Source organism: Paenibacillus sp. 7541 (assembly GCF_002276395.1).
GTDB classification, from domain to species: Bacteria; Bacillota; Bacilli; order Paenibacillales; family Paenibacillaceae; genus Paenibacillus_AQ; species Paenibacillus_AQ campinasensis.
Genome location: NZ_NQLZ01000020.1, coordinates 22,472 through 42,587, shown reverse-complemented (window position 1 = coordinate 42,587; position 20,116 = coordinate 22,472). Strand labels below are relative to the sequence as shown.

The following is a 20,116-nucleotide window of genomic DNA, read 5'->3' as shown; positions in this document are numbered from 1 at the left end:
TACCTCCTAATAAGTTAAAAATGTATCGTATCAAGCCGAAAGCTTGTCTCCTCGCAAAATTCCAGCGCCATCATTATACATTGTCAACCGGACGCCCTTCATTGATGCAGATTTGGATTTGAACCTCCCGTCCTCCCTCGAAGGCGAATCTACAGCAGCGGTGACATCAGCCGGGCAGCAGATTCGAGAAGGCGGGTCACGATCCGTTTTTGCTTGGACTTGGTCCGGTCAATCAGGCTGGCATGCTCCAGGTCCTCAATATAGTCATCCACGATCTTCTGCACACTGTCCGTTTGAACGAGCAGCGCATTGACTTCAAAGTTCAAATGAAAACTGCGCATGTCCATATTGGCCGTGCCGATGGTGGCCACTTCGCCGTCTACGATCAGGAGCTTGGAATGCATAAAGCCTCGCTCATAGGCATATACGCGCACGCCCGCGCTGAGCAGTGACGGAAAGTAGGAATGGGATGCCAGATACGGCAGCCATTTATCCGGTTTGGACGGAAACAGAATGCGCACATCCAGTCCGGACAACGCAGCTACCCGTAGCGCGGTTAGAATGTCATCGTCCGGTATAAAATACGGTGTAGCCAGCCACACCGATTTGCGTGCAGATACGATCATGGAGAAAAATATGTTCTTCAGCGCCCGGCGCTCGTTGTCCGGCCCGCTGGCGATAATCTGGACGGCCCCTCGGCCGTTCTCCGTCAGTTCGGGGGAGAAATAAGCCTGGTCTGACAGCTGCTCGCCCGTCTCGTAATGCCAGTCCTGCAAAAATACGACCTGCAGCGTCCGCACCGCCTCGCCGCGTACGAGCAGATGGGTATCGCGCCAGAAACCAAACGTTTTGCTGCGGCTCAAATATTCATCGCCAACGTTAAGTCCGCCGATAAAGCCGACACTGCCGTCAATCACGACGATTTTGCGGTGATTTCGGTAATTCACCCTGCTGGTGAAAAAGATCCATTTCGGGCTTCCGAAGACAGCGACTTGTACGCCGGCCTCCTTGAGCTCATTCAGGAAAGAGGGCGGCAGCTGCAAGCTGCCGACGGCATCAACCATGAAGCGGACAGCCACGCCAGCTCGTGCCTTGCGGATTAACAGCTGCTGAATCTGGGTGCCGATGGCGTCGGAACGATAAATGTAATATTCCATATGAATGTGATGCTTTGCTTGTTCAAGCTCCCGTAACAGCGTATTAAACGTTTCTTCGCCGTTGGTCAGAACTCGGGTATCACTAGCGAAAGACACCGGCGTGCGGGCAAGCCTTCTGGACAGCTGAAGGAGCTGATGATATTTCGGTTTAAAGGCAGGATGGTCAGGGGCCTGTCTGCGGGAAGCCTGACTTTCGTAAGCCAGGATGTCTCGTTGTGCTTTTTTATCATACTTTCTCCGTTTGAAGTAGTTTTGGCCAAACAGAAAATAGAACACGAGTCCGACAAGCGGCATGAGCGCCAGCAGCAGGATCCAAGCCATCGTGCTGGTCGGATGCCGATTCTCCATGAAGATCATGAAACCGATCGACACAACCGTCAGCGTGGAGAATATCCCGATCACGGTCCCGGTTGTTTTACCAAAAGCGTTGACCCCGAAATAATAGAACGCAAACAAAATGACGGATATTAAAACGGCCAGTATTCCCTTTCTCATCGTAAGATCCCCTTGTTTTTTTCTTTATCAGGATGATGTGTTCTTCATTCATTGCCTCAGTGGTTGAAATCCGGGACAAAGGCGAACGCTTGGCTTCGCCAGTCTCTCCCTTCCCCTTCGCTTCTGACCGTTATGATGTCTAGCACGGAGAATTGGGTTAAGCCAACTTTCTTATATCAAATATCGTCAAATCGAAATCCGCATGACAAATCATTATGATGCTTGTCACCCATATTCTACATGATCAGGTGCAGGAACTAAAGGACAGGCCGCTCGGCCTCGCTGTCAAATATGAAGAACAGAAACGTTCTCGTCCTTCATTGACAAATCTAACATACCCTGTTATAACTTGAACTAACGACCGTTAGTTAGGGGGCTTCGCCATGAGTGCAGACAATATTAAACAAGCAGCGCTTGTCCATTTTGCCCGGGACGGGTATGAAGGTGCATCGCTGAAATCGATTGCCGATGATTGCGGGATCAAGAAACCGTCGATCTATGCGCATTTCTCCAGTAAAGAGCACCTGTTTCTGCAGGTGCTGCAAGACGTATTCGAGCAGCAGGAGCGGAAGATCGACGCGTTCTTCGCCTCTTGCGCCGACCAGCCGCTGGAGGAGCAGCTGCGGGGATTTCTCGACAGCCGCCAGGCCGCGTATGAGCTGGATGATGAGACCCGATTTTTTTTGCGGATGTCCTTTTTTCCGCCAAGCTCCCTGTACGTGGAAGTAATGGAGGAGATGGTGTACCCCTTCATCGGGCGGCAGGAAGACATGGTGACCCGATTATTGGACAAAGGCTGTCCTGCTCATGGCGATATCATCCACCACTCGCGCCAGGCGGCTATCGCGTACATTACACTGCTGGACGGCATTTATGTCGAGATTCTATATGGAGGCAAAGACCGTACGGCCCGGCGGATCGCGGCGGTATGGCCGGTCTATTGGTCAGGGGTCACGAAGGAATAGGCTTGCATTAAAGGAGAGAACCGATATGAACAGGAACTGGATTTATGTATTGCTTGCCGGCTTGATTGAAATCTTATGGGTTATCGGTTTGAAGCATGCCCAGCAGCTATGGGAGTGGGCCGCCGTGCTCGTTACGATTGTGCTCAGCTTTTATCTTATTATGAAGGCGGCTCAGCGGCTTCCGGTGGGTACCGTATACGCTGTCTTTACCGGCATCGGAACGGCGGGGACGGTGACGACGGAGATGCTGGCCTTTGGCGAGCCTTTTCGGCTATCGAAAATTATACTGATTGCAATCCTGCTGGCCGGTGTCATCGGCCTGAAGCTTGTGACGGATGAACAGCCGCAGCCTGCGAAAGGAGTGAGAAGCTGATATGGCATGGTTTGCGCTTATACTGGCCGGCGCCTGCGAAATTACAGGCGTGATCGGAATTCAGGGGGCCTCCCGCCGCAAGGGCTGGCCCTACGTGCTGCTGCTCTGCGTATCGTTCGCGGCCAGCTTCTCGCTGCTGTCTTATGCGATGAAAACCCTGCCTATGGGCACGGCGTATGCGATCTGGACAGGCATTGGAACGGTCGGCAGCGCCGCCGTGGGCATGCTGCTGTTCGGTGAGCCGAGAGAGTGGCGACGCCTGCTGTTTATCGCCATGATTCTGTGTGCTGCGGTAGGGCTCAAAATCATCACATAACTTGAGAAAACCAGGCCGCAGACCTAGAAGGCAGGCCTGTCTGCAGGGGCGCCCATGCGACATTTGTATTGGGCGTTCCTTTTTTGTATACTTATTTTGACCCGGCGGTCATTATAAAAACCAAGTAGTTTTGTATTGTGAGGTGAGCGTCTGATTGGTGGACAAAATGACAGAAAAAAGACAGCAGATTCTCATCACGGCCATGCAGCTGTTTTCTGCAAAAGGCTCCTCGATGACATCCATGCAGGAGATCGCGGAAGTATGCGGGATGTCAAAAGGAAGCCTGTACCTGCATTTTAAGTCCAAAGAGGAACTTGAGCGAAGCATTTACGACTATATTGCCAACCGGATCAAAGACGAGATATTAAGCATTGAGCAGGACCCGCTGCTGAGCCTGAAGGAGCAGCTGATCAAGCAGGTGGAAGTGCTGCTGATTCATTTTCTGGAGATTCGCGAGTTTCTCCTCAAGCAGTTCCATGATCAGTTGCCGCCTGGCAACACTCCATTTGATAAAGATCATTTTCATGATCAGCTCCAGAAGACGCTCGTGTGGTTCAACAATAAACTCAAGACGCTGTACGGGGCCGAAGCCGAGCCGTACACCATGGAGATTGCCATGTTCGTGTTGGGGATGCTGGGCTCTTATATCCGCTTTCTGTTCCTGCCGGGTTTTCACCTGAATGTGGGCAAGGCTGCCAACCATCTGATTCAGCTGATGGACGATATCGTTCACAGCATGCTGAACAGACGGCCTGAGCCGCTTGTGCCGCCGGATGTGCTCGTACAGTTTGACCGGATTTGCCTGGAAGACGAAGTGCAAGGGCCACGACATCCGCTGATCATTATCAGAGCGATGAAGCAGGAGCTCAAAGGACTGCCCGTTGACCCTCTGGTCAAAGAAGACGCAATGGAATCGCTTGGCATTATGGAGAAGGAACTGATCTCGATCCGACCAAGCCGGGCTGTTGTGAAAGGAATGCTTGCTAACTTGGACGGCATTGAAGGATTAGCCGATCTGCAGCGAGAGCTGAAGGAAACGATGAATACAATGCTGGATATCTATCTTGCACCAGGCTTTACGAAGCAAGCCAGCGATGTCTAACAAAGAAAAATAGAGCAGATTGAGAGGAGAGAACACCGACGAATGAAAGGAATCATTAACTTTTCGCTTCGTAATAAGTTTGCCATCTGGCTGTTGACGATAATCGTCAGCTTCGGCGGCTTATACAGCGGTCTCACCATGAAGCAGGAGACCATCCCGGACATTAACGTTCCCTTCCTGAGTGTTACGGCCATCTATCCCGGAGCAGCGCCTGAAGGTGTCGTCGAAGAAATATCGAAGCCGCTGGAAACCAGACTTCGGGGAATTGATGGCGTAAAAACCATCACCTCCACCTCGATGGAGAACGCAGCCAACCTGATTGTGGAGTTTGATTACGGCGCAAATCTGGACAACGCTACCGCTGCTGTTCGCGAAGCGCTTAGCGACATTCAGCTGCCGGAGGGGGCACAGCGCCCGACCATCTCCAGATTCAGCATGAGCTCGATGCCAGTCGTCTCGCTCAGCATTGCCAACAATGAAAGCATGAGCCTGGATGAATTAACCCGGATTACGGAGAATGAGATCGCGCCGCAGCTCGAAGATCTCGATGGCGTTGCCACGATTCAGGTAGCTGGCCAATACGTCAATGAAGTGCGGCTCAAATTCAAACAGGACGAAATGAATGAACTCGGACTTACGGAGGATACTGTCAGAGGCATTGTACAGGGGTCCTCGATCTATGCCCCGCTAGGTCTGTTTCAGATGGAAGGTTCCCAGAAAGCCGTTGCGGTTGACGGAGGCATCGTGGATCTGGATGATCTGAAGAACGTTGCCATCCCGGTAATTCCGAGCGGAGCTCCAGCTGCCCCTGGCGGCATGGCGCCTGATGCCGGAATGGGTGGCGCTCCAGGTGCAGGCGTTCCGGATGAGCTAGCCCTGGAAGAGCCGGGCACGGCCGATATGGATGCGGGTATTCCTGCCGGCATTCCTACCGTCAAGCTAAGCGATGTTGCCGACATTGAGGTGATCGGCACTTCCGAGTCCATCTCCCGGACGAACGGCAAGGAGTCGATCGGCATCCAGATCGTGAAAGCCAATGACGCCAACACCGTGGATGTCGTCAACCTCGTGAAAGATAAAGTCGAAGATTTGAAACAGGTCTATCCGGACATGGATCTGACCATCATGCTGGACCAGGGCAAGCCGATTGAGGATTCCGTCAAAACAATGCTGTCCAAAGCACTGTACGGAGCTCTGTTCGCTGTCCTGATCATTATGGTGTTCCTGCGGAATATCAGATCCACGATCATATCGATCATCTCCATCCCGCTGTCCCTGCTGATTGCTGTGCTGTGCCTGTGGCAGATGGATATTACCCTGAACATGATGTCCCTGGGCGCAATGACCGTTGCCATCGGGCGCGTCGTGGACGACTCGATCGTCGTTATCGAGAATATATACCGGCGAATGTCCCTGTCGACCGAGAAATTAAAAGGGCGGCAGCTCATTCTTGAAGCAACGCGTGAAATGTTTGTACCGATCATGTCCTCGACCATCGTCACCATCGCGGTGTTCCTGCCGCTCACCCTGGTCAGCGGCATGGTAGGCGAGCTGTTCATTCCGTTTGCTCTGACGATTGTATTCGCCCTGCTCGCTTCCCTCGTGGTTGCGATTACGCTGGTGCCAGCTATGGCTCACAGCCTCTTCCGCAAGGGGCTTAAGAATACGCATGATCATGAAGAGAAGCCGGGCGCCATGGCCCGCGGCTATCGCTCGATTCTGAAATGGTCCCTGAATCATAAAATCATTACGTTCGCCATGGCCGTTATTCTGCTGGTAGGCAGCGTATTGTTGACGCCGTTCCTGGGTGTCAGCTTCCTGCCGGAGCAGGAAGACAAGTATGTGATGGTTACGTATTCCCCGGAACCAGGCGTTCTGCTTGAAGATGTAGAAGAGCGTGCGCTGCAAGCGGAGAAATTCATTCTGGAGCAGCCACATATCGAGAAGATGCAATACTCAATCGGCGGCGGCGGTCCGCTTGGCATGGGCAGCTCCTCTGGCAATTCGGGCTTGTTCTATATTATGTATGAACCAGATACCCCGAATTTTGAAGACGTGAAGACCGGTCTGATCGAAGGCCTGGCCGAAATCGTACCGGAAGGCACCTGGGCTAATATGGATATGACCGGGGGCTTCGGCGGATCCCAGCTGACGGTGAACGTATTCGGCGACTCGCTGCAGCAGATCCGACCAGTCGCTGATCAGATTCTGGAGATTGCCAGCCAGGATACCGAAAACTTCGACAATGCGGAGACGAGCCTGTCGGATTCTTATCAGCAATACACCATCGTTGCGGATCAGGAGAAACTGAGCTCTCTCGGTCTTACCGCAGGCCAGCTGGCCATGAAGCTCAGCCCTCAGCGCGAACGTCCCGTGCTGACGGAGATTCAGATTGAGGACAAGAGCTATAAAGTGTATATCGAGGCCGATAGCCAAACCTACACGAGCCTTGAGGAAATTGAGAATGAAACCGTAACGTCGCCGCTTGGCATGGACATTCCGATCAAGGAATTGGCCAAGGTTGAAGAAGGAACGACACCGGATACGATCACCCGGATGGATGGCAGAATGACGGTTACCGTGACGGCTGACATTCTGACCAGCGACATTGGTGCGGCTTCCTCGAAGCTGCAAGCTGAAGTTGACAAGCTGGATCTGCCGGACGGCGTCTCCGTACAGTTCGGCGGTGTAACCGAGCAGATTAACGAAACGTTCGGACAGCTAGGTCTGGCCATGCTGGCGGCCATCGCCATCGTCTACTTCGTTCTGGTTGTAACATTCGGAGGCGGACTCGCACCATTCGCCATTCTGTTCTCCCTGCCGTTCATTGTGATCGGTGCGATTGTCGGCCTGCTCGTTGCGGGTGAGACTCTGAACGTATCCGCTCTGATGGGGGTTCTCATGCTGATCGGTATCGTTGTCACCAATGCCATCGTACTGATCGACCGCGTTATTCATAAAGAGCGCGAGGGACTCAGCACGCGCGAGGCGCTGCTGGAAGCAGGAACGACGCGTCTGCGTCCAATTCTGATGACAGCCTTAGCCACGATCGGTGCGCTGCTGCCGCTGGTGTTCGGATGGGAAAACAGTGCCGGCATCATCTCGCGCGGACTCGGAATTACCGTTATCGGTGGTCTGATCAGCTCGACGCTGCTGACGCTTGTCATCGTTCCGATCGTATACGAATTCCTGATGAAATATCGCAGAAAACAAGTACAAGAGTGATCGCAATTAACAGAAAAGCCGCGGCTCCGATATGGAGACCGCGGCTTTATATTATCTAACCTCATCATTCAAAGGTTGCACGTCTATATTGTAAACGACAGATCAAGAGATTCGACTAACATCCCGGTGCTGTCTCCAGGTTCTCAGCATATGGAGATCCTGAACAAGGAATTCCTCCAATAATCGCGACAGCGATTGATAGAGCGGGCTATCGGTAGCAGTCCTTAAATCCTGGCAAAACGACGGAATCCACGTCAACAGATGATCCTGTAAAAACTTCTCCTGAATTTCCATCAGTTTAATCATGCTGTCCTCGCAATACGTGTTGTTCATCATGCGGTCATGGAGCAATGTCATAAACTCCAGCTCAATCGCGATGTAATCGTCCGCTTCCCCTTCCAGCTTCTTGAACGCAACCCCTACGGAAGCGTAAAACTCCGCCAGATCCTGAGCGTTACCGCGCTTGGTATACTTCGTTTCGGTCAGCGGCCGCTGCTTGGAGTAAGCCAGCAACCGGCGGTACTCCGCCTCTTCATACTCGCTGATGCGCACCAGTTCCTCCGGTGAACGATTGCTTAAATAATTGCGCAGCTCCTGTCCTCCCTGGGACAATTCCGCCGCTTTTCCAATTCCGCTTCCCCGGCTCCATTCTGCAACGAGAGACAACGTTGGCCATTGTCCAAGAAAATCAATAAGCAGCTCATAAATCGCGCCGCGGTTCTCAAGCCACCTGTGGCAGACGTCGGGTACCTCTAAAGTTTGATCAGGTGATATCGTCATATTGAACCTCCTACCTGAAACCGATCTTGTTGGATGTGATATCATTCACAGTATATCTTAGATGCAGGTCTAATGAAAGGGAATTGCATTTTTTCCGAAAATTTCGGAAATACTTGGGAAGTTTCGCATTCCGGAAGCGCGATAACTTCATTATCCACGGAGCCCCTCGTTTCTTGACAAATTCAGTATACGCCAAACCGAAAGCGCTTACCGTGATAAACCTCACTACACGGCGTCCATATGCCACAGGCCTGTCCGGTTTCCGGACGTGCACTGCGGCATTGACTCTTATCCGGGGAATAGCTACAATGTGACCATGCGAAGCTAGCGAAAGGGGGATGCTCATGATCGAACCGTTAAAAGACTCCTTCGGCCGGGTCCATGATTATATCAGGATATCGGTAACGGACCGATGCAACCTTCGTTGTGTCTATTGTATGCCCGCAGAAGGAATGGAATTCCAACCCCACGACCAAATTATGAGTTTCGAGGAGATAGCTTCCGTACTCCGAGTCCTTGCCCCGATGGGCGTTTCCAAAGTGCGTCTGACCGGCGGCGAGCCGCTTGTACGCAAGGACCTGGAATCGCTGGTAGGCATGATCTCTGCCATTGATGGCATCGAGGATATTTCACTAACCACCAACGGGATGTTTCTGGCATCGAAGGCCAGATTACTGAAGGAAGCGGGATTGACCCGCATCAACATCAGTCTTGATTCCCTCCAGCCGGATCGGTATGAGCGCATCACCCGCGGAGGAAATGTCGAGCGTGTGCTCAGCGGGATCGAGGCTGCCTACGAGGCCGGGCTTGATCCGATCAAGCTGAATATGGTCCTTATGAAGGGCTTCAATGATGATGAGATTCGCGATTTTATCGCGCTTACGCTGGATCGTCCTCTTCACGTCCGATTTATTGAATATATGCCGATTGGCCAGGCTTCCGAGGATTGGCGGAATTCGTATCTGCCGCTGAGCCGGGTTCAGGAAGTATGTCAGGAGGCCGGCTGGGAAGTTGTCGATGAGAAAGGCCCTTCCGGCAACGGTCCTTCCCGCAATATGAAAGTGGCCGGGGCCACTGGCTCGTTCGGCCTGATCCATCCGGTCAGCGAACACTTCTGTGATTCCTGCAATCGGCTCAGACTGACAGCGGACGGCAACATTAAGGCCTGCCTGTACTGGTCGGATGAATTCAACGTTCGCCGGGTCGTCGATGATCCGCAAGCCGTCGCCGATATGTTCCGCAAGGCGCTCGGAGCAAAGCCGCAAAATCATGAAATGGCGCTCGCACTGGAAAGAAAAGCGCAAAGCCATACACCGACCGTGCGTCGGATGTCCCAGATCGGGGGATAACATCAGGTCAGGCCAGATCGCGCTCCATTGCGGTCAGCCTGACCTTTGTTTTTCGGGGGTGTCAGCAGTCATCCGTCTCCAAGCTGCCGATCGGAGGGACCGATCCAGCGGCAGGCTTCCGAATAATCCTCCGGCCTGTTCATATTAAAGAGCAGCCGTTCCGGCTGGTGGCCAGTCAGCTCCGCCAGCCGCGCCTCATCGACGATTTCCTTGCGGAGCCCCAGGATCCAATCTGTTAAACGGAGCTCCCTCTTCTGCAGTCTGCGTTCCAGACCATGCCTGACGTCCCGCCGATAGACAGCCAGCAGCGGCTGCTCACGTCCGGCAGCCACAGGAATGACCGCCTCCAGCCCCGGCTCCCTGCGCTCGGCAGCTTCCGCTATTTGTACCAGCGCGGCAATGACGGCGGCATCAAGGAACGGCATATCACATGCGGCCACCACGTTCCACCGGCTCTCGGATGCCGACAGCCCTGCATGAATGCCGGACATCGGCCCCAACTGCGGATATCGGTCCGGCACAATGTCAAGACCAAGGAAGGCATAGGCATCTTCATCGTTCGAAGAGATGATGACCCGGCTGCAGATCGGCTTCAAACCGGCAACCGCATGCTCAATGGAGCGCTTATCCCCTACCGGCAGGAGCGCCTTATTGGTGCCCATCCGGCGGGAGGCGCCCCCAGCCAGCACAATGCCGGTTACGACCGTATTTTTCTCCTCTTCACTTGCGTGATTTCCGTTCATGTTTAGACAATCCTTTCATCGTTTATCGCTGCATTCCGGACCCATTATCAGTATCCTTGTTGAAAAATACGATAAAAAGATCATTTGTATCCCATATGAATGCGTGTTACATTGAGAAGGACAGGCAGCTACTGAGACACTGTCGCATTATGGACTGCATTCGGTTCTGAAAGGAATGACCTTCTTGCGGAATAAGAACAATGACTCAGCATCCTTGCACTCCCTGAAGCTGTTCAACTTCTTCATGTATGGAACCATGGTCATCTTCACCGGTTTCTTCCAGCTGTACTTACAGGATATCGGCATGAGCAAAATCGAGATCGGCAGCCTGATGGCCATCGCTCCATTCGTGTCGGTATTTGCCAATCCTTTCTGGGGCTTCTGGAGCGACCGGGCTGGAGATATCAAACGCGTGCTTCTGATTATGATGGCCGGCACTCTGCTGTTGGTACAGTGGGTATTTCAGGCCAACACGTATACGATGATTTATATGGCCATGATTCTGTTTTATTTTTTCCAGACACCGATGTTCTCTCAGACCAACACATTAATTCTGACCTATATTGAAGGAACCCGGCATAAATTCGGCGCCTTCCGGCTGTGGGGCTCCCTCGGCTGGGCTTTGACCGCAATTGCGGCCGGACCTGTAATAGACAGGCTCGGCTCCGGGCGGATTTCGATCGTATTCTCGGTTATGCTTGTGCTGGCAGCGGTGCTGATCTTCCTGCTTCCCGGGGTCCAGCGGACCAGCCATACGGCCAGCGTCAGCCTGAAAGGATTCGGGCGGCTGTTCTCCAACATGTACTTTATTGCATTCATTCTGCTTGGCATCATTGTATCGGTTCCGAACACGGCAAACAATACGTTTATGTCCATTTACATACTGGAGCTCGGCGGCTCCAAACAGATGGTCGGACTGGCGATATTTTTTGCCTCTATCTTCGAAATCGCTGTCTTTCTGCTGTTTGACCGATTCCTCAAGCGGAACATCCATGTGCTTGTCGGATGTCTGGCCGTCGTCAGTCTGCTGTTTGCCCTCCGCTGGTATCTGATGGCGGACGCCTCCAGCCCGATCGAGGTCGCCTTCATCCAGCTGCTTCACTGCGTCACCTTCGGCGGTTACTTCTATGTCGGGGTCCAGCTGACGATGCTGTTCGTTCCACGGGCGTTCCAGGCGACGGGCCAAGCGCTGTATACGCTGAGCTGGAGCGGCATCTCCGGTGTCATCGGCGGCATTGCCGGCGGCTGGATGTTCCAGAACTTCGGGGCCCAGATGATGTACCAGTCGGGCATGCTGCTGGCCATCATGGGGGCGATCGGCTTTGGCAGCATGTGGTATACCCTGCGCAGACAAGGCTATCATCCGCTAAACCTGGATGAGAACGGTCAAGAGATCGAAGAGGTTTCGGCAACCGAATAGCGTTGAGCAACTAAAAAAGACTCGAACATCGACCAAGATGTTCGAGTCTTTTGCAATGTAAAGTCCCTGTTGCCGCTTCGATGCTAAAGCTTATTTCTTCGGCAGCTGGAAAGAGCTCTTGAGCGAAACGACACGGTTGAATACCGGACGCCCCGGCTCCGAATATTTGGAATCGACATTGAAGTAGCCATGACGGAAAAATTGGAACTTATCCTGCGGTTTGGCCTCCTTCATATTCGGTTCCACAAAGCCGTGCACGATTTGCAGCGAGTTTGGATTCAGATCGTCCAGGAACGACTTCTCCACTGGCGTCTCGGTCTCCGTAGCCTCGCCTTCGGCTTCTCCGGCAATTTCCTGTTCCGGCTCTTCCTCGGCAGCCGTCTCGTCCTTGAATAGCGGCTCGTACAGTCTGAACTCCGCCGGCACCGCCTGGGAAGCCTCCACCCAGTGGATCGTTCCCTTCACCTTGCGGCCGGTAAAGCCGGTGCCGCTCTTCGTCTCGGGATCGTATGTGCAGTGAAGCTCAACGACTTCACCGTTCTCGTCCTTGATCACTTCATTGCACTTGATGAAGTAGGCATGCTTCAAGCGAACCTCATTGCCCGGGAACAGCCGGAAATACTTGCTCGGCGGATCCTCCATGAAGTCTTCCCGCTCGATGTAAATTTCACGGGAGAACGGAATTTGGCGCGACCCCATCTCCGGATTCTCCGAATTGTTCTCCGCCTCAAGCCATTCCGTCTCCCCTTCCGGGTAGTTGGTAATGACCACCTTGAGCGGATCGATCACCGCCATCGTCCGAGGCGCCTTCAGCTTCAGATCCTCGCGAATGAAGTGCTCCATCACCTGGCGGTCCACCGTGCCATAGGCTTTGGAAATGCCGGTCTCATACACAAAGTTTCGAATGGCCTCCGGCGTGTAGCCCAGACGGCGCATCCCGGAAATGGTCGGCATCCGCGGGTCATCCCAGCCATCCACAACCTGCTCATCTACCAGCTGCTTGAGCTTCCGCTTGCTCGTAACGGTCTGAGCGACATTCAGTCTGCCGAACTCATACTGGCGAGGGACGCTCTCCATCTCGCACTCCGCGATGACCCAGTCGTAGAACGGGCGCTGATCTTCGAACTCAAGCGAGCACAGCGAGTGCGTAACTCCTTCGATCGCATCCTCCAGAGGATGAGCGTAAGCATACATCGGATAAATGCACCACTTATCTCCGGTATTATGATGATGCGCATGGGAAATCCGGTAGATAACCGGATCGCGAAGGTTGATGTTCGATGAAGCCATATCGATCTTGGCGCGAAGCACGCGCTCGCCATTGGCGAATTCACCTGCACGCATACGCTCGAACAGGTCCAGGTTCTCCTCCACGCTGCGATCACGGTAAGGACTGTTCTTGCCCGGTTCTGTCAGCGTTCCGCGCGTCCGCCGAATCTCATCCGGGGACTGATCGTCCACATAGGCCTTCCCTTTCTTAATCAGCAGAACCGCGCGGTCATACATCTCTTCAAAATAGTCAGAGGCGTAGCGAAGCTCCTCCCATTCAAAACCGAGCCACTTCACATCTTCCTTGATCGAGTTCACATACTCGATGTCTTCCTTGACCGGGTTCGTGTCGTCAAACCGCAGATGTGTCCGCCCGCCAAACTCGTCAGCCAGCGTGAAATTGATCCAGATCGCCTTGGCATGTCCGATATGCAGGTAGCCGTTGGGCTCCGGCGGGAATCGGGTAACAATCTCCTTCACCTTGCCGGACTTCAAGTCATCTTCAATTATGTTTTTTATAAAATTGGAGGGGGTGCCCCGATGGTTCTCCACGTTGATCAACCTTTCGTCCTAATTTTCCGTCTATTAGCCTGTATAAACGTGTTTCTCTTAAATATACCTGTAACGCCGCAATTGTTCAAGGAATGGAGAGCTTCTTGGCAGGATGGATTTGGGCTGCTGAAGCCGATATCCGCTCTGGCATGGACATGTCCCCTGTATCCGCATCGGCGGCTAAAGGCAAGCTGCAGCAGCGGGATCAAGCAGGCTTTGACGGTGGCTTTTTATTGAGGTAGCATGAAAGAAAACAGCCGATAGGAGGGCTTCTTCATGAGACCCCTTAAAATTCCCAAGGAGCAACGCGAGCTATTGGTAGAGCAAGTGATGGAATATTTCGAAGTGGAGCGCGGTGAGCCGATCGGCCATCTGGCTGCAGAAAGTGTGCTTGATTTTTTCACGGCGACCCTCGGCCCCTATATATACAACCAGGCGCTCAGCGATTGCAGGCTTGTGGTGAATGACAGGATGGCCACCCTTGAAGAAGACATCTATGCGCTGGAGCAAAGCGTGAGAAGAACCCGATAAAGAAGTCGGGAATACCGAAGGAATGGGAGAAGAAGAACACGATGTTTGCATTTACGCTTGACGAACATGTGGAACTGCGCCCCTTGGCGATTGAGCATGCACGGGCGCTGTTCGAGCTTACAGACCGGTCGCGGGACCGCCTGCGGAAGTGGCTGCCGTGGGTTGACGCGGTGCGGGAAGTGAATGATTCATTGAATTATATAAAAGGATCGCTTAAGCAAGCGGCCGATAACGGCGGCTTCTCCGCCGGCATCTGGGTTCGTGAAGAACTCGCTGGCACGATCTCATACCACGAGATCGACTGGAACAACCGCTCCGTCGGCATCGGCTACTGGCTGGGCGAGCGTTACACCGGGCAGGGGCTGATGACCAGCGCTTGCCGCGCATTCACCGAGCACGCCTTGATGCGGATGGGGCTGAATCGGGTAGAGATTCGCTGTGCCACCGCCAATCAGCGCAGTCGTGCCATCCCCGAGCGGCTCGGTTTCGTCCTGGAAGGGGTTATTCGCGAAGCGGAGAAGCTGCCCCAAGGCTATGTCAACCATGCGGTCTATGGCATGCTGCAAAGCGAATGGAGACGGCTGTAAAATCATAGGTTCTGTACGTTAGGAGCTGGAGCTGCGCAGCGCTTCAAGCCACTTGGCGAACTGGCCTTTCACGCTCGAAGACAGCTCCTCCAGCTCCAGCATGCGGCACAGGCCGGACTCATCCTTGCGGCCGTCCTTCATCAGGAGCAGCACCTCGCGCACGGTGATCCCTTTCGGATGAGCTTCAAGACGGGTTACCGGAGAGGCGGCACTCACTTCACCTTCCTCCAGCACACGGAAATAAAAGCCGCTGTAACCGGTGTTCAGCACACGGGCCGGCATATCCTTCACCCCATGCTTCTGCGACAGCTTGAAGCACGGGTATCTCGGCTGGCTGATCTGCACCACCGCTTCTCCGACCCGGAATACATCCCCGATGCTCACCTGATCCTCAAGCAGGCCCTGGAGCGTCAGGTTCTCCCCAAATGAAGCGGGCGGCATCTCCTTGCCAAGGGAGCTGGCCCAATACTTATAATGCTCGAGCGGATAGGCGCATACCGCCTTGTCCGCTCCCCCATGATGGACGAGATCGGCCTGGCCGTCGCCTGCAAAATTTTCTTTCCCCAGAAATACCGCACCCTCTACCGGCTGCTTGTAAATGCCCGTACTCAAAGGCTTGCCTAGATAATCTACCGTGATCGGCTTCCCTACGTTCAGGGATACAATCCGCATACTCATCTTCTGCCAGCTCCCTCTTATCTATTTGATCGTTATCTAAACTATATGCACATGCGCAGCCCTTGTCTAGCCGCAGACAGGACCCACGCCCCTCATACAATACAAGCGGCCCGGCATCCTGCCGAACCGCTCCTGTATACGATCAATAGCATCTTATCTTATCAGACAAAAAGGCACATCCATATCTCGTCCACAAACCGGCCGTCCACCTCGAATTCCCTTGACAGCCGCCCTTCCTCCTGAAACCCGCAGGCTTGGTAGAAAGCAAGCACCCCGGGATTGCAGGACAGCACCCGCAGCCTCAGCTTCGCGACCCCTTCCCTCCGGGCCATATGCCAAGCCGCTTCGATCAGCTGCCGACCAATGCCCTGACGCCGATACGAAGGATGAACGGCGATGTTCAGCTCCTTCACGTGGCGTTGACTCGCCAGACCGCTCGGGGATCGAAAGCCGACATACCCGCACAGCACATCCCCTGTAAAGGCAACCAGCTGGCTTCCGGGGGGACAGTGCAGCAAGTATTGCTCCCGCGATGTCCACACAAGCGGCTCCGGCGCCGTATTCCGGTCCCAGACCAGATGATCCAGCTCCATCAGGCAGCCGGCATCCTTCATCTCGGACAAGCGGATCAGCAGAACTTCCTGGCTGGCTTTCATGGCATCCCCCCCTCTATGAACCGTAGCTACTCTCATTATAACAGCTGGCTGGGATCCATGCAGGGACGGTCATCGCCTGAGCCGGCCAGCCTGGGGCAGAAGTCGGGCACCTCCATGCAGGGGCGCTGCCGAGGGACTACACAGGAGCGTGAAGCCGTGCATGCCACAGGCCGGCAGCCTTAGCGTCATCCTTTCGCGTGAAGACATAATACCTTCCAGCGCAACCATCAAGATTCAGACGGCTTATCCAGCAGTGGCTTCTGCAGCACCGTGCCCCCGAGAGGCGGGGCACCGCCCGCATCCTCCGGAAGTGTAAAATGACGGCTCATTCGCGCATGCACAACAAAGGCGATACATGAGAGCACCGCTGTTGCGGCGGCCAGCCATGCGACCGGTGTCAGTCCGCCGCTGTCAAACATCGTTCCCATAAAGTACGGCCCGAGCACCCGTCCAGCTGCGCCCATGCCGCCGGCGACGCCGATATAGAACGGAGCCGAACGGCCCGCCCGCTCCGAGATGAAGGCCGGAATTGCCGGCGAGATCAGCATCTCGCCTAAGGTGGCCAGCACCATCGCCAGCACCAACCCCGGGTAACTCTGCATCAAGGCAATCACCACATAAGCCGCCAGGTAGAATAGCGCACTTGCCGTCATCTGGCTGGACTCCGTGCGGGCCAGCCAGCGTCTGATCAAACCGACAAGCGGCTGGGCGGCAAAGATGAGAATGCCGTTCAGCGTCCACAGATACCCGTATGCGGCCTTCGACATCCCCTCGGAGATGATGAACGGCGATACGCCTGTATTCCAGATGGAATTGCCGAACCAGAGAAACAATGAGCCGAGTCCCATATACAGATAAATCCGTGTATGGGAAAGCAGCGCCCACGCACCCGGCCCGGCCGACAGCGGCGTTTTGCGAAGGGCTGGGCCTGCTGCCTCCTTCGGCGCATCCAGCTTGGTCAGATAGATCAGGAAAAACACCGCAAAACCAAATGATGTTACCCCGTTCAGCACAAAGCTGAGATGGTACGAGATTTCCGCCAGAAAGCCGCTCATTGCGGTTCCGAGCGCAACTCCGATATTGTTCGCCACATAGACGACGTTGAACAGCTCTCCCCGCCGATCGGCAAAGCGAAAGCCGATAAAGGCCTGTATCGCCGGCATCGAGACGGCGTTAAAGAGCCCGACGAGCCCCATCGTCACAATGAGAAGGCTCCAATATCCGTTGATCAGCGGAAGCGAGAACAGGCCAAGCGCATTCAGCAGCAAGGAGCCGACGATCAATCTTTTTACGCCGACCTTATGATACAGCGCTCCACCGAGGAGCTGGCCGATAATGCCCCCAAGCGACTGTATAAGGATCACCAGTCCTGCATCCTGCATGCTGCGGTTCAGTTCATCAAACACATACATCGTCGTCAGTGGCCACATCAAGGAACCGCCGGCGGATGCAACCAGGCTGGCTACGAGAAATGCTTTTACTTCCTTGGGATACTGCGATAATAACTTCATCGTGAAAAGTCTCCAAAAGCGCGACAGGCAAGCCAAAGTTCCGCTGCCTGTAAGCGTCCATATCCATAATAGAATAGCTGGCGGCATGTTCATCTGTCTGCATGCCAGCGCAGTGGGAATCGATGAAACGCACAGAAAAAAAAGCCCTTCCGGGCTCTTTTTACGTGAACAGCGACTCGCTGATATCTCTCGTGAATCGCCTCTATGATCAAGTGACACCTATGGTGGTCTTGTCGATCGCCCACCATTTAGTATCGCCTCAAGCGGCGTTTTCGGCAAGCACATTCATTGACGCTTTAACTCAGCAATAACAGGCGGCTGACAACCGCCCTTATTGCGAAGAACAGGCGGGCGCTGAGGATGATGCAGTCACTTGGGGCGTTTGGGCTCCGGAAGACAGCGCCGAGGAGGCTGCCGGCAGCCGGAGGCTGATCAGGGAGGCCAGCAGGAACAATCCGCCGGCGGTAAAATAAACGACGAAAATGGACGTCAGCGACATGTACACCCCGGTTATCCCTGATCCGATCAGCAGCATGGCGGTAAATGCCGGACTCAGCAGACCGCTCATCCTTCCCACATAAGCCTCCTCCACGCCCCGGATGACCATGGCCATCAGTGCAGTCTGTCCCAGCGCCAGCAACAGCCCGGTCAGAAAACGAAGCGATCCGGTCAAGAGCGGCCATAGGGACAGCACCTCCACACAAGTGGAGATCCCGAGAAATGCCAAGCCGATGAAGAGCAGCAGCCTCCCGTTCAGCTTTCCGGCAAGAATCGCTGCCATAATTCCGCCGGCGAGCATGCCGACTCCTTCCAGTGCAGTGAACCACTGAACAGCGGTCATGTCCAGCTGCAGTCGATTCGTGATCACGAAGATGTCGAGCGGCTGGACGAGACCCGCGCCCAGGGCAAGCACTGCATAGATCAGAAGCATGATCCGGAGCATTCGGCTTCCCGTGATGTAACGGATTCCCTCGCCCAGCTCCCTGCGGAAGGAGGACGGCCCGCTTCGTACCGTCCCGCCCTCATCCACCGAAGAAGGAATACAGACGATAAGAACAGCCGACAGTCCGAAGACGCCGAGCAGACTGAACAAGGAAGCCTCCAGGCCAAGGTGCTGGTAGATCGCCGTGCCTATAATGGGACCGGCGATAATGAACAGCGACATCATCGATTGCGATAAGGCGGTCGCCTGGGCAACCAGTTCATCCGGGAGACTGCGCTTAATAATCTTCACAGATGCTGGCTGAGAGAATTGCGAGGCGATCGCTGAGACCAGCGTGACCGCAAATACGGCTTGCCACATTCCCGACATGACGGTGAACAGAATGATCACAATCGATATGAAGCTGAGGATGTCGCCCCACAGCATCGTTCTCCGGGGACGCCAACGATCCGCGAGCACCCCGCCAATGGCCGAGAAGATAAAGATCGGCGCATACTCAATAACCGTAAGCAGGGAGACCGCAACCGGATTTCCCCCGCTCTTCTCCATAATGAAGAACAGCAAAGCCATATTGCGAATCCAGATCCCTACATTTTGCAGAAGATCAGATAACATCAGTAGAACAAAAGCGCGGCTCGACAGTAGACCTTTCATTAAACACATCCCCTTTTCTATAAAACCGACTAGTCAGTTTATTAAATGGTGAAGACAAACCGTATCCTATGGAGATAGGAGCACGGTTCCATGATGTCATGCTGCTATAAGATCCCGCGAAGGAAAATATCCACCCCGCGATGGTACAGCTTCCTCAAATCCTCGCTGGAGCGCTCGTAAAACGAGGTCGACATGCCATCCAGCATGGAAGCAAAGATGATCACCATTTCATCCACATCGTCTGCAGCCATCTTCCCTTCCCGAACGCCATCGGCAAAAATATCGCGGTAAAGCTGTCTCGGTGCTTGAACAATCTCGAGCAACTGTTCCATAAGGTTGCTGTCTTCCGCGCCGCCTAGATGAAATTCCTCGGCTACTTTGACGAGCGGATTCAGGTAGAAATCGTCCACCAGGTGGTCGGCCACTCCGTACAGCTTGGCTTCAAACCCGCTATACTGACTGCTTTTTTCCTCCCATGCCCGCATCCATTCATCATTTTGCCGCAGAAGAATCTGGACAAACAGCTGTTCCTTGCTCTCGAAGTGATAATAGATGCTGCCCTTGCTGATCCCGCTGTACCGAACCAGATCATCCATGGATGTTGCGGCATATCCGTGCTGGATAAACAGCTCCTTCGCTTTGTCCAGAATGAGGTCCCGTTTTCGGAGTGCTTTCTCTGTCGCCATTGCCGCGCCTCCTTCACCACAACTCCTTAAAAACCGACTGTACGGTTTAATTCTAACGAACAGACCCCCACTTGTAAAGAAAAGAATATTGCGGATACAAAAATCCCCCGGCAAAAGACATCCG

Annotated in this window: 20 protein-coding genes; 11 read left to right on the top strand and 9 right to left on the bottom strand. The window is 54.0% G+C overall.

What is annotated here, in order from left to right; translation table 11 throughout:
- Positions 1-149 precede the first annotated feature (149 nt).
- Positions 150-1,652, bottom strand: a complete 1,503-nt coding sequence (gene cls / locus CHH75_RS12865) for a cardiolipin synthase (protein WP_095398361.1) — start codon at positions 1,650-1,652, stop codon at positions 150-152.
- A gap of 383 nt (positions 1,653-2,035) precedes the next feature.
- Here cls and CHH75_RS12860 point away from each other — a divergent pair, with 383 nt between their 5' ends.
- The 5 genes from CHH75_RS12860 (at position 2,036) to CHH75_RS12840 (ending at position 7,633) form a co-directional block, all read left to right on the top strand.
- Complete coding sequence (locus CHH75_RS12860) at positions 2,036-2,617, top strand: TetR/AcrR family transcriptional regulator (RefSeq protein WP_095264954.1); 582 nt, start codon at positions 2,036-2,038, stop codon at positions 2,615-2,617.
- Between the two features lie 25 nt (positions 2,618-2,642).
- Entirely contained in the window at positions 2,643-2,990 is a 348-nt protein-coding gene (locus tag CHH75_RS12855; RefSeq protein ID WP_095264955.1) for a DMT family transporter, read from the top strand.
- Between the two features lies 1 nt (position 2,991).
- Positions 2,992-3,306: a DMT family transporter gene (locus CHH75_RS12850; protein WP_095264956.1), complete on the top strand. Its 315-nt coding sequence runs from the start codon at positions 2,992-2,994 to the stop codon at positions 3,304-3,306.
- Between the two features lie 166 nt (positions 3,307-3,472).
- Entirely contained in the window at positions 3,473-4,408 is a 936-nt protein-coding gene (locus CHH75_RS12845) for a TetR/AcrR family transcriptional regulator (protein ID WP_230875764.1), read from the top strand.
- A gap of 42 nt (positions 4,409-4,450) precedes the next feature.
- Positions 4,451-7,633 (top strand): efflux RND transporter permease subunit, encoded by a 3,183-nt coding sequence (locus CHH75_RS12840; RefSeq protein WP_095398360.1) that lies wholly within the window; start codon positions 4,451-4,453, stop codon positions 7,631-7,633.
- Positions 7,634-7,735: 102 nt separating this feature from the next.
- Here the strand turns inward: CHH75_RS12840 and CHH75_RS12835 are convergent, their stop codons facing one another.
- The gene (locus tag CHH75_RS12835; protein ID WP_095264959.1) at positions 7,736-8,413 is read right to left on the bottom strand and encodes a TorD/DmsD family molecular chaperone; all 678 of its coding nucleotides are present in this window, start codon (positions 8,411-8,413) and stop codon (positions 7,736-7,738) included.
- A 344-nt stretch (positions 8,414-8,757) separates the two neighbouring features.
- On the opposite strand from CHH75_RS12835, the gene moaA reads away from it, so the two are divergent.
- The gene (gene moaA / locus CHH75_RS12825) at positions 8,758-9,762 is read left to right on the top strand and encodes a GTP 3',8-cyclase MoaA (RefSeq protein WP_095264961.1); all 1,005 of its coding nucleotides are present in this window, start codon (positions 8,758-8,760) and stop codon (positions 9,760-9,762) included.
- Positions 9,763-9,830: 68 nt separating this feature from the next.
- On the opposite strand, the gene mobA is transcribed toward moaA, so the two are convergent.
- The gene (mobA, locus tag CHH75_RS12820; RefSeq protein ID WP_095398358.1) at positions 9,831-10,505 is read right to left on the bottom strand and encodes a molybdenum cofactor guanylyltransferase; all 675 of its coding nucleotides are present in this window, start codon (positions 10,503-10,505) and stop codon (positions 9,831-9,833) included.
- A gap of 175 nt (positions 10,506-10,680) precedes the next feature.
- Here mobA and CHH75_RS12815 point away from each other — a divergent pair, with 175 nt between their 5' ends.
- The gene (locus CHH75_RS12815) at positions 10,681-11,925 is read left to right on the top strand and encodes an MFS transporter (RefSeq protein WP_095398357.1); all 1,245 of its coding nucleotides are present in this window, start codon (positions 10,681-10,683) and stop codon (positions 11,923-11,925) included.
- Positions 11,926-12,015: 90 nt separating this feature from the next.
- Here CHH75_RS12815 and CHH75_RS12810 read toward each other — a convergent pair whose 3' ends face one another.
- Positions 12,016-13,755, bottom strand: coding sequence for a glutamine--tRNA ligase/YqeY domain fusion protein (locus CHH75_RS12810; RefSeq protein ID WP_095398356.1), 1,740 nt, complete (start codon positions 13,753-13,755; stop codon positions 12,016-12,018).
- Positions 13,756-13,850: 95 nt separating this feature from the next.
- Here CHH75_RS12810 and CHH75_RS24875 point away from each other — a divergent pair, with 95 nt between their 5' ends.
- The 3 genes from CHH75_RS24875 to CHH75_RS12800 are packed head-to-tail and all read left to right on the top strand — an operon-like array spanning position 13,851 to position 14,864.
- Complete coding sequence (locus tag CHH75_RS24875) at positions 13,851-13,988, top strand: hypothetical protein (RefSeq protein ID WP_176475554.1); 138 nt, start codon at positions 13,851-13,853, stop codon at positions 13,986-13,988.
- Positions 13,989-14,022: 34 nt separating this feature from the next.
- Entirely contained in the window at positions 14,023-14,277 is a 255-nt protein-coding gene (locus tag CHH75_RS12805) for a DUF2164 domain-containing protein (RefSeq protein ID WP_095264965.1), read from the top strand.
- Positions 14,278-14,318: 41 nt separating this feature from the next.
- Positions 14,319-14,864: a GNAT family N-acetyltransferase gene (locus tag CHH75_RS12800; RefSeq protein ID WP_095264966.1), complete on the top strand. Its 546-nt coding sequence runs from the start codon at positions 14,319-14,321 to the stop codon at positions 14,862-14,864.
- Between the two features lie 18 nt (positions 14,865-14,882).
- Here the strand turns inward: CHH75_RS12800 and CHH75_RS12795 are convergent, their stop codons facing one another.
- Both CHH75_RS12795 and CHH75_RS12790 read right to left on the bottom strand, forming a co-directional pair.
- Entirely contained in the window at positions 14,883-15,542 is a 660-nt protein-coding gene (locus tag CHH75_RS12795; RefSeq protein ID WP_095398355.1) for an MOSC domain-containing protein, read from the bottom strand.
- A 161-nt stretch (positions 15,543-15,703) separates the two neighbouring features.
- Positions 15,704-16,198 (bottom strand): GNAT family N-acetyltransferase, encoded by a 495-nt coding sequence (locus CHH75_RS12790; protein ID WP_095398354.1) that lies wholly within the window; start codon positions 16,196-16,198, stop codon positions 15,704-15,706.
- A gap of 15 nt (positions 16,199-16,213) precedes the next feature.
- Here CHH75_RS12790 and CHH75_RS24870 point away from each other — a divergent pair, with 15 nt between their 5' ends.
- Complete coding sequence (locus tag CHH75_RS24870) at positions 16,214-16,381, top strand: hypothetical protein (protein WP_176475553.1); 168 nt, start codon at positions 16,214-16,216, stop codon at positions 16,379-16,381.
- Positions 16,382-16,425: 44 nt separating this feature from the next.
- On the opposite strand, the gene CHH75_RS12785 is transcribed toward CHH75_RS24870, so the two are convergent.
- From CHH75_RS12785 to CHH75_RS12775, 3 genes are all read right to left on the bottom strand, one after another.
- Positions 16,426-17,709, bottom strand: coding sequence for an MFS transporter (locus CHH75_RS12785; protein ID WP_095264969.1), 1,284 nt, complete (start codon positions 17,707-17,709; stop codon positions 16,426-16,428).
- A gap of 331 nt (positions 17,710-18,040) precedes the next feature.
- Positions 18,041-19,306, bottom strand: coding sequence for an MFS transporter (locus tag CHH75_RS12780; protein WP_095264970.1), 1,266 nt, complete (start codon positions 19,304-19,306; stop codon positions 18,041-18,043).
- 104 nt (positions 19,307-19,410) lie between these two features.
- Positions 19,411-19,992, bottom strand: coding sequence for a TetR/AcrR family transcriptional regulator (locus CHH75_RS12775; RefSeq protein ID WP_095398353.1), 582 nt, complete (start codon positions 19,990-19,992; stop codon positions 19,411-19,413).
- Between the last annotated feature and the right edge of the window lie 124 nt (positions 19,993-20,116).

Excerpts from the sequence above, each read along its gene's own strand:
- cls (WP_095398361.1), bottom strand. The coding sequence starts at position 1,652 with ATGAGAAAGGGAATACTGGCCGTTTTAATATCCGTCATTTTGTTTGCG.
- CHH75_RS12845 (WP_230875764.1), top strand. The coding sequence starts at position 3,473 with ATGACAGAAAAAAGACAGCAGATTCTCATCACGGCCATGCAGCTGTTT.
- CHH75_RS12785 (WP_095264969.1), bottom strand. The coding sequence starts at position 17,709 with ATGAAGTTATTATCGCAGTATCCCAAGGAAGTAAAAGCATTTCTCGTA.
- CHH75_RS24870 (WP_176475553.1), top strand. The coding sequence starts at position 16,214 with ATGAACCGTAGCTACTCTCATTATAACAGCTGGCTGGGATCCATGCAG.
- CHH75_RS12835 (WP_095264959.1), bottom strand. The coding sequence starts at position 8,413 with ATGACGATATCACCTGATCAAACTTTAGAGGTACCCGACGTCTGCCAC.
- CHH75_RS12815 (WP_095398357.1), top strand. The coding sequence starts at position 10,681 with ATGACCTTCTTGCGGAATAAGAACAATGACTCAGCATCCTTGCACTCC.
- CHH75_RS12860 (WP_095264954.1), top strand. The coding sequence starts at position 2,036 with ATGAGTGCAGACAATATTAAACAAGCAGCGCTTGTCCATTTTGCCCGG.
- moaA (WP_095264961.1), top strand. The coding sequence starts at position 8,758 with ATGATCGAACCGTTAAAAGACTCCTTCGGCCGGGTCCATGATTATATC.
- CHH75_RS12850 (WP_095264956.1), top strand. The coding sequence starts at position 2,992 with ATGGCATGGTTTGCGCTTATACTGGCCGGCGCCTGCGAAATTACAGGC.
- CHH75_RS12805 (WP_095264965.1), top strand. The coding sequence starts at position 14,023 with ATGAGACCCCTTAAAATTCCCAAGGAGCAACGCGAGCTATTGGTAGAG.
- CHH75_RS12790 (WP_095398354.1), bottom strand. The coding sequence starts at position 16,198 with ATGAAAGCCAGCCAGGAAGTTCTGCTGATCCGCTTGTCCGAGATGAAG.
- CHH75_RS12795 (WP_095398355.1), bottom strand. The coding sequence starts at position 15,542 with ATGAGTATGCGGATTGTATCCCTGAACGTAGGGAAGCCGATCACGGTA.
- CHH75_RS12775 (WP_095398353.1), bottom strand. The coding sequence starts at position 19,992 with ATGGCGACAGAGAAAGCACTCCGAAAACGGGACCTCATTCTGGACAAA.
- CHH75_RS12780 (WP_095264970.1), bottom strand. The coding sequence starts at position 19,306 with ATGAAAGGTCTACTGTCGAGCCGCGCTTTTGTTCTACTGATGTTATCT.
- mobA (WP_095398358.1), bottom strand. The coding sequence starts at position 10,505 with ATGAACGGAAATCACGCAAGTGAAGAGGAGAAAAATACGGTCGTAACC.
- CHH75_RS12840 (WP_095398360.1), top strand. The coding sequence starts at position 4,451 with ATGAAAGGAATCATTAACTTTTCGCTTCGTAATAAGTTTGCCATCTGG.
- CHH75_RS12855 (WP_095264955.1), top strand. The coding sequence starts at position 2,643 with ATGAACAGGAACTGGATTTATGTATTGCTTGCCGGCTTGATTGAAATC.
- CHH75_RS12800 (WP_095264966.1), top strand. The coding sequence starts at position 14,319 with ATGTTTGCATTTACGCTTGACGAACATGTGGAACTGCGCCCCTTGGCG.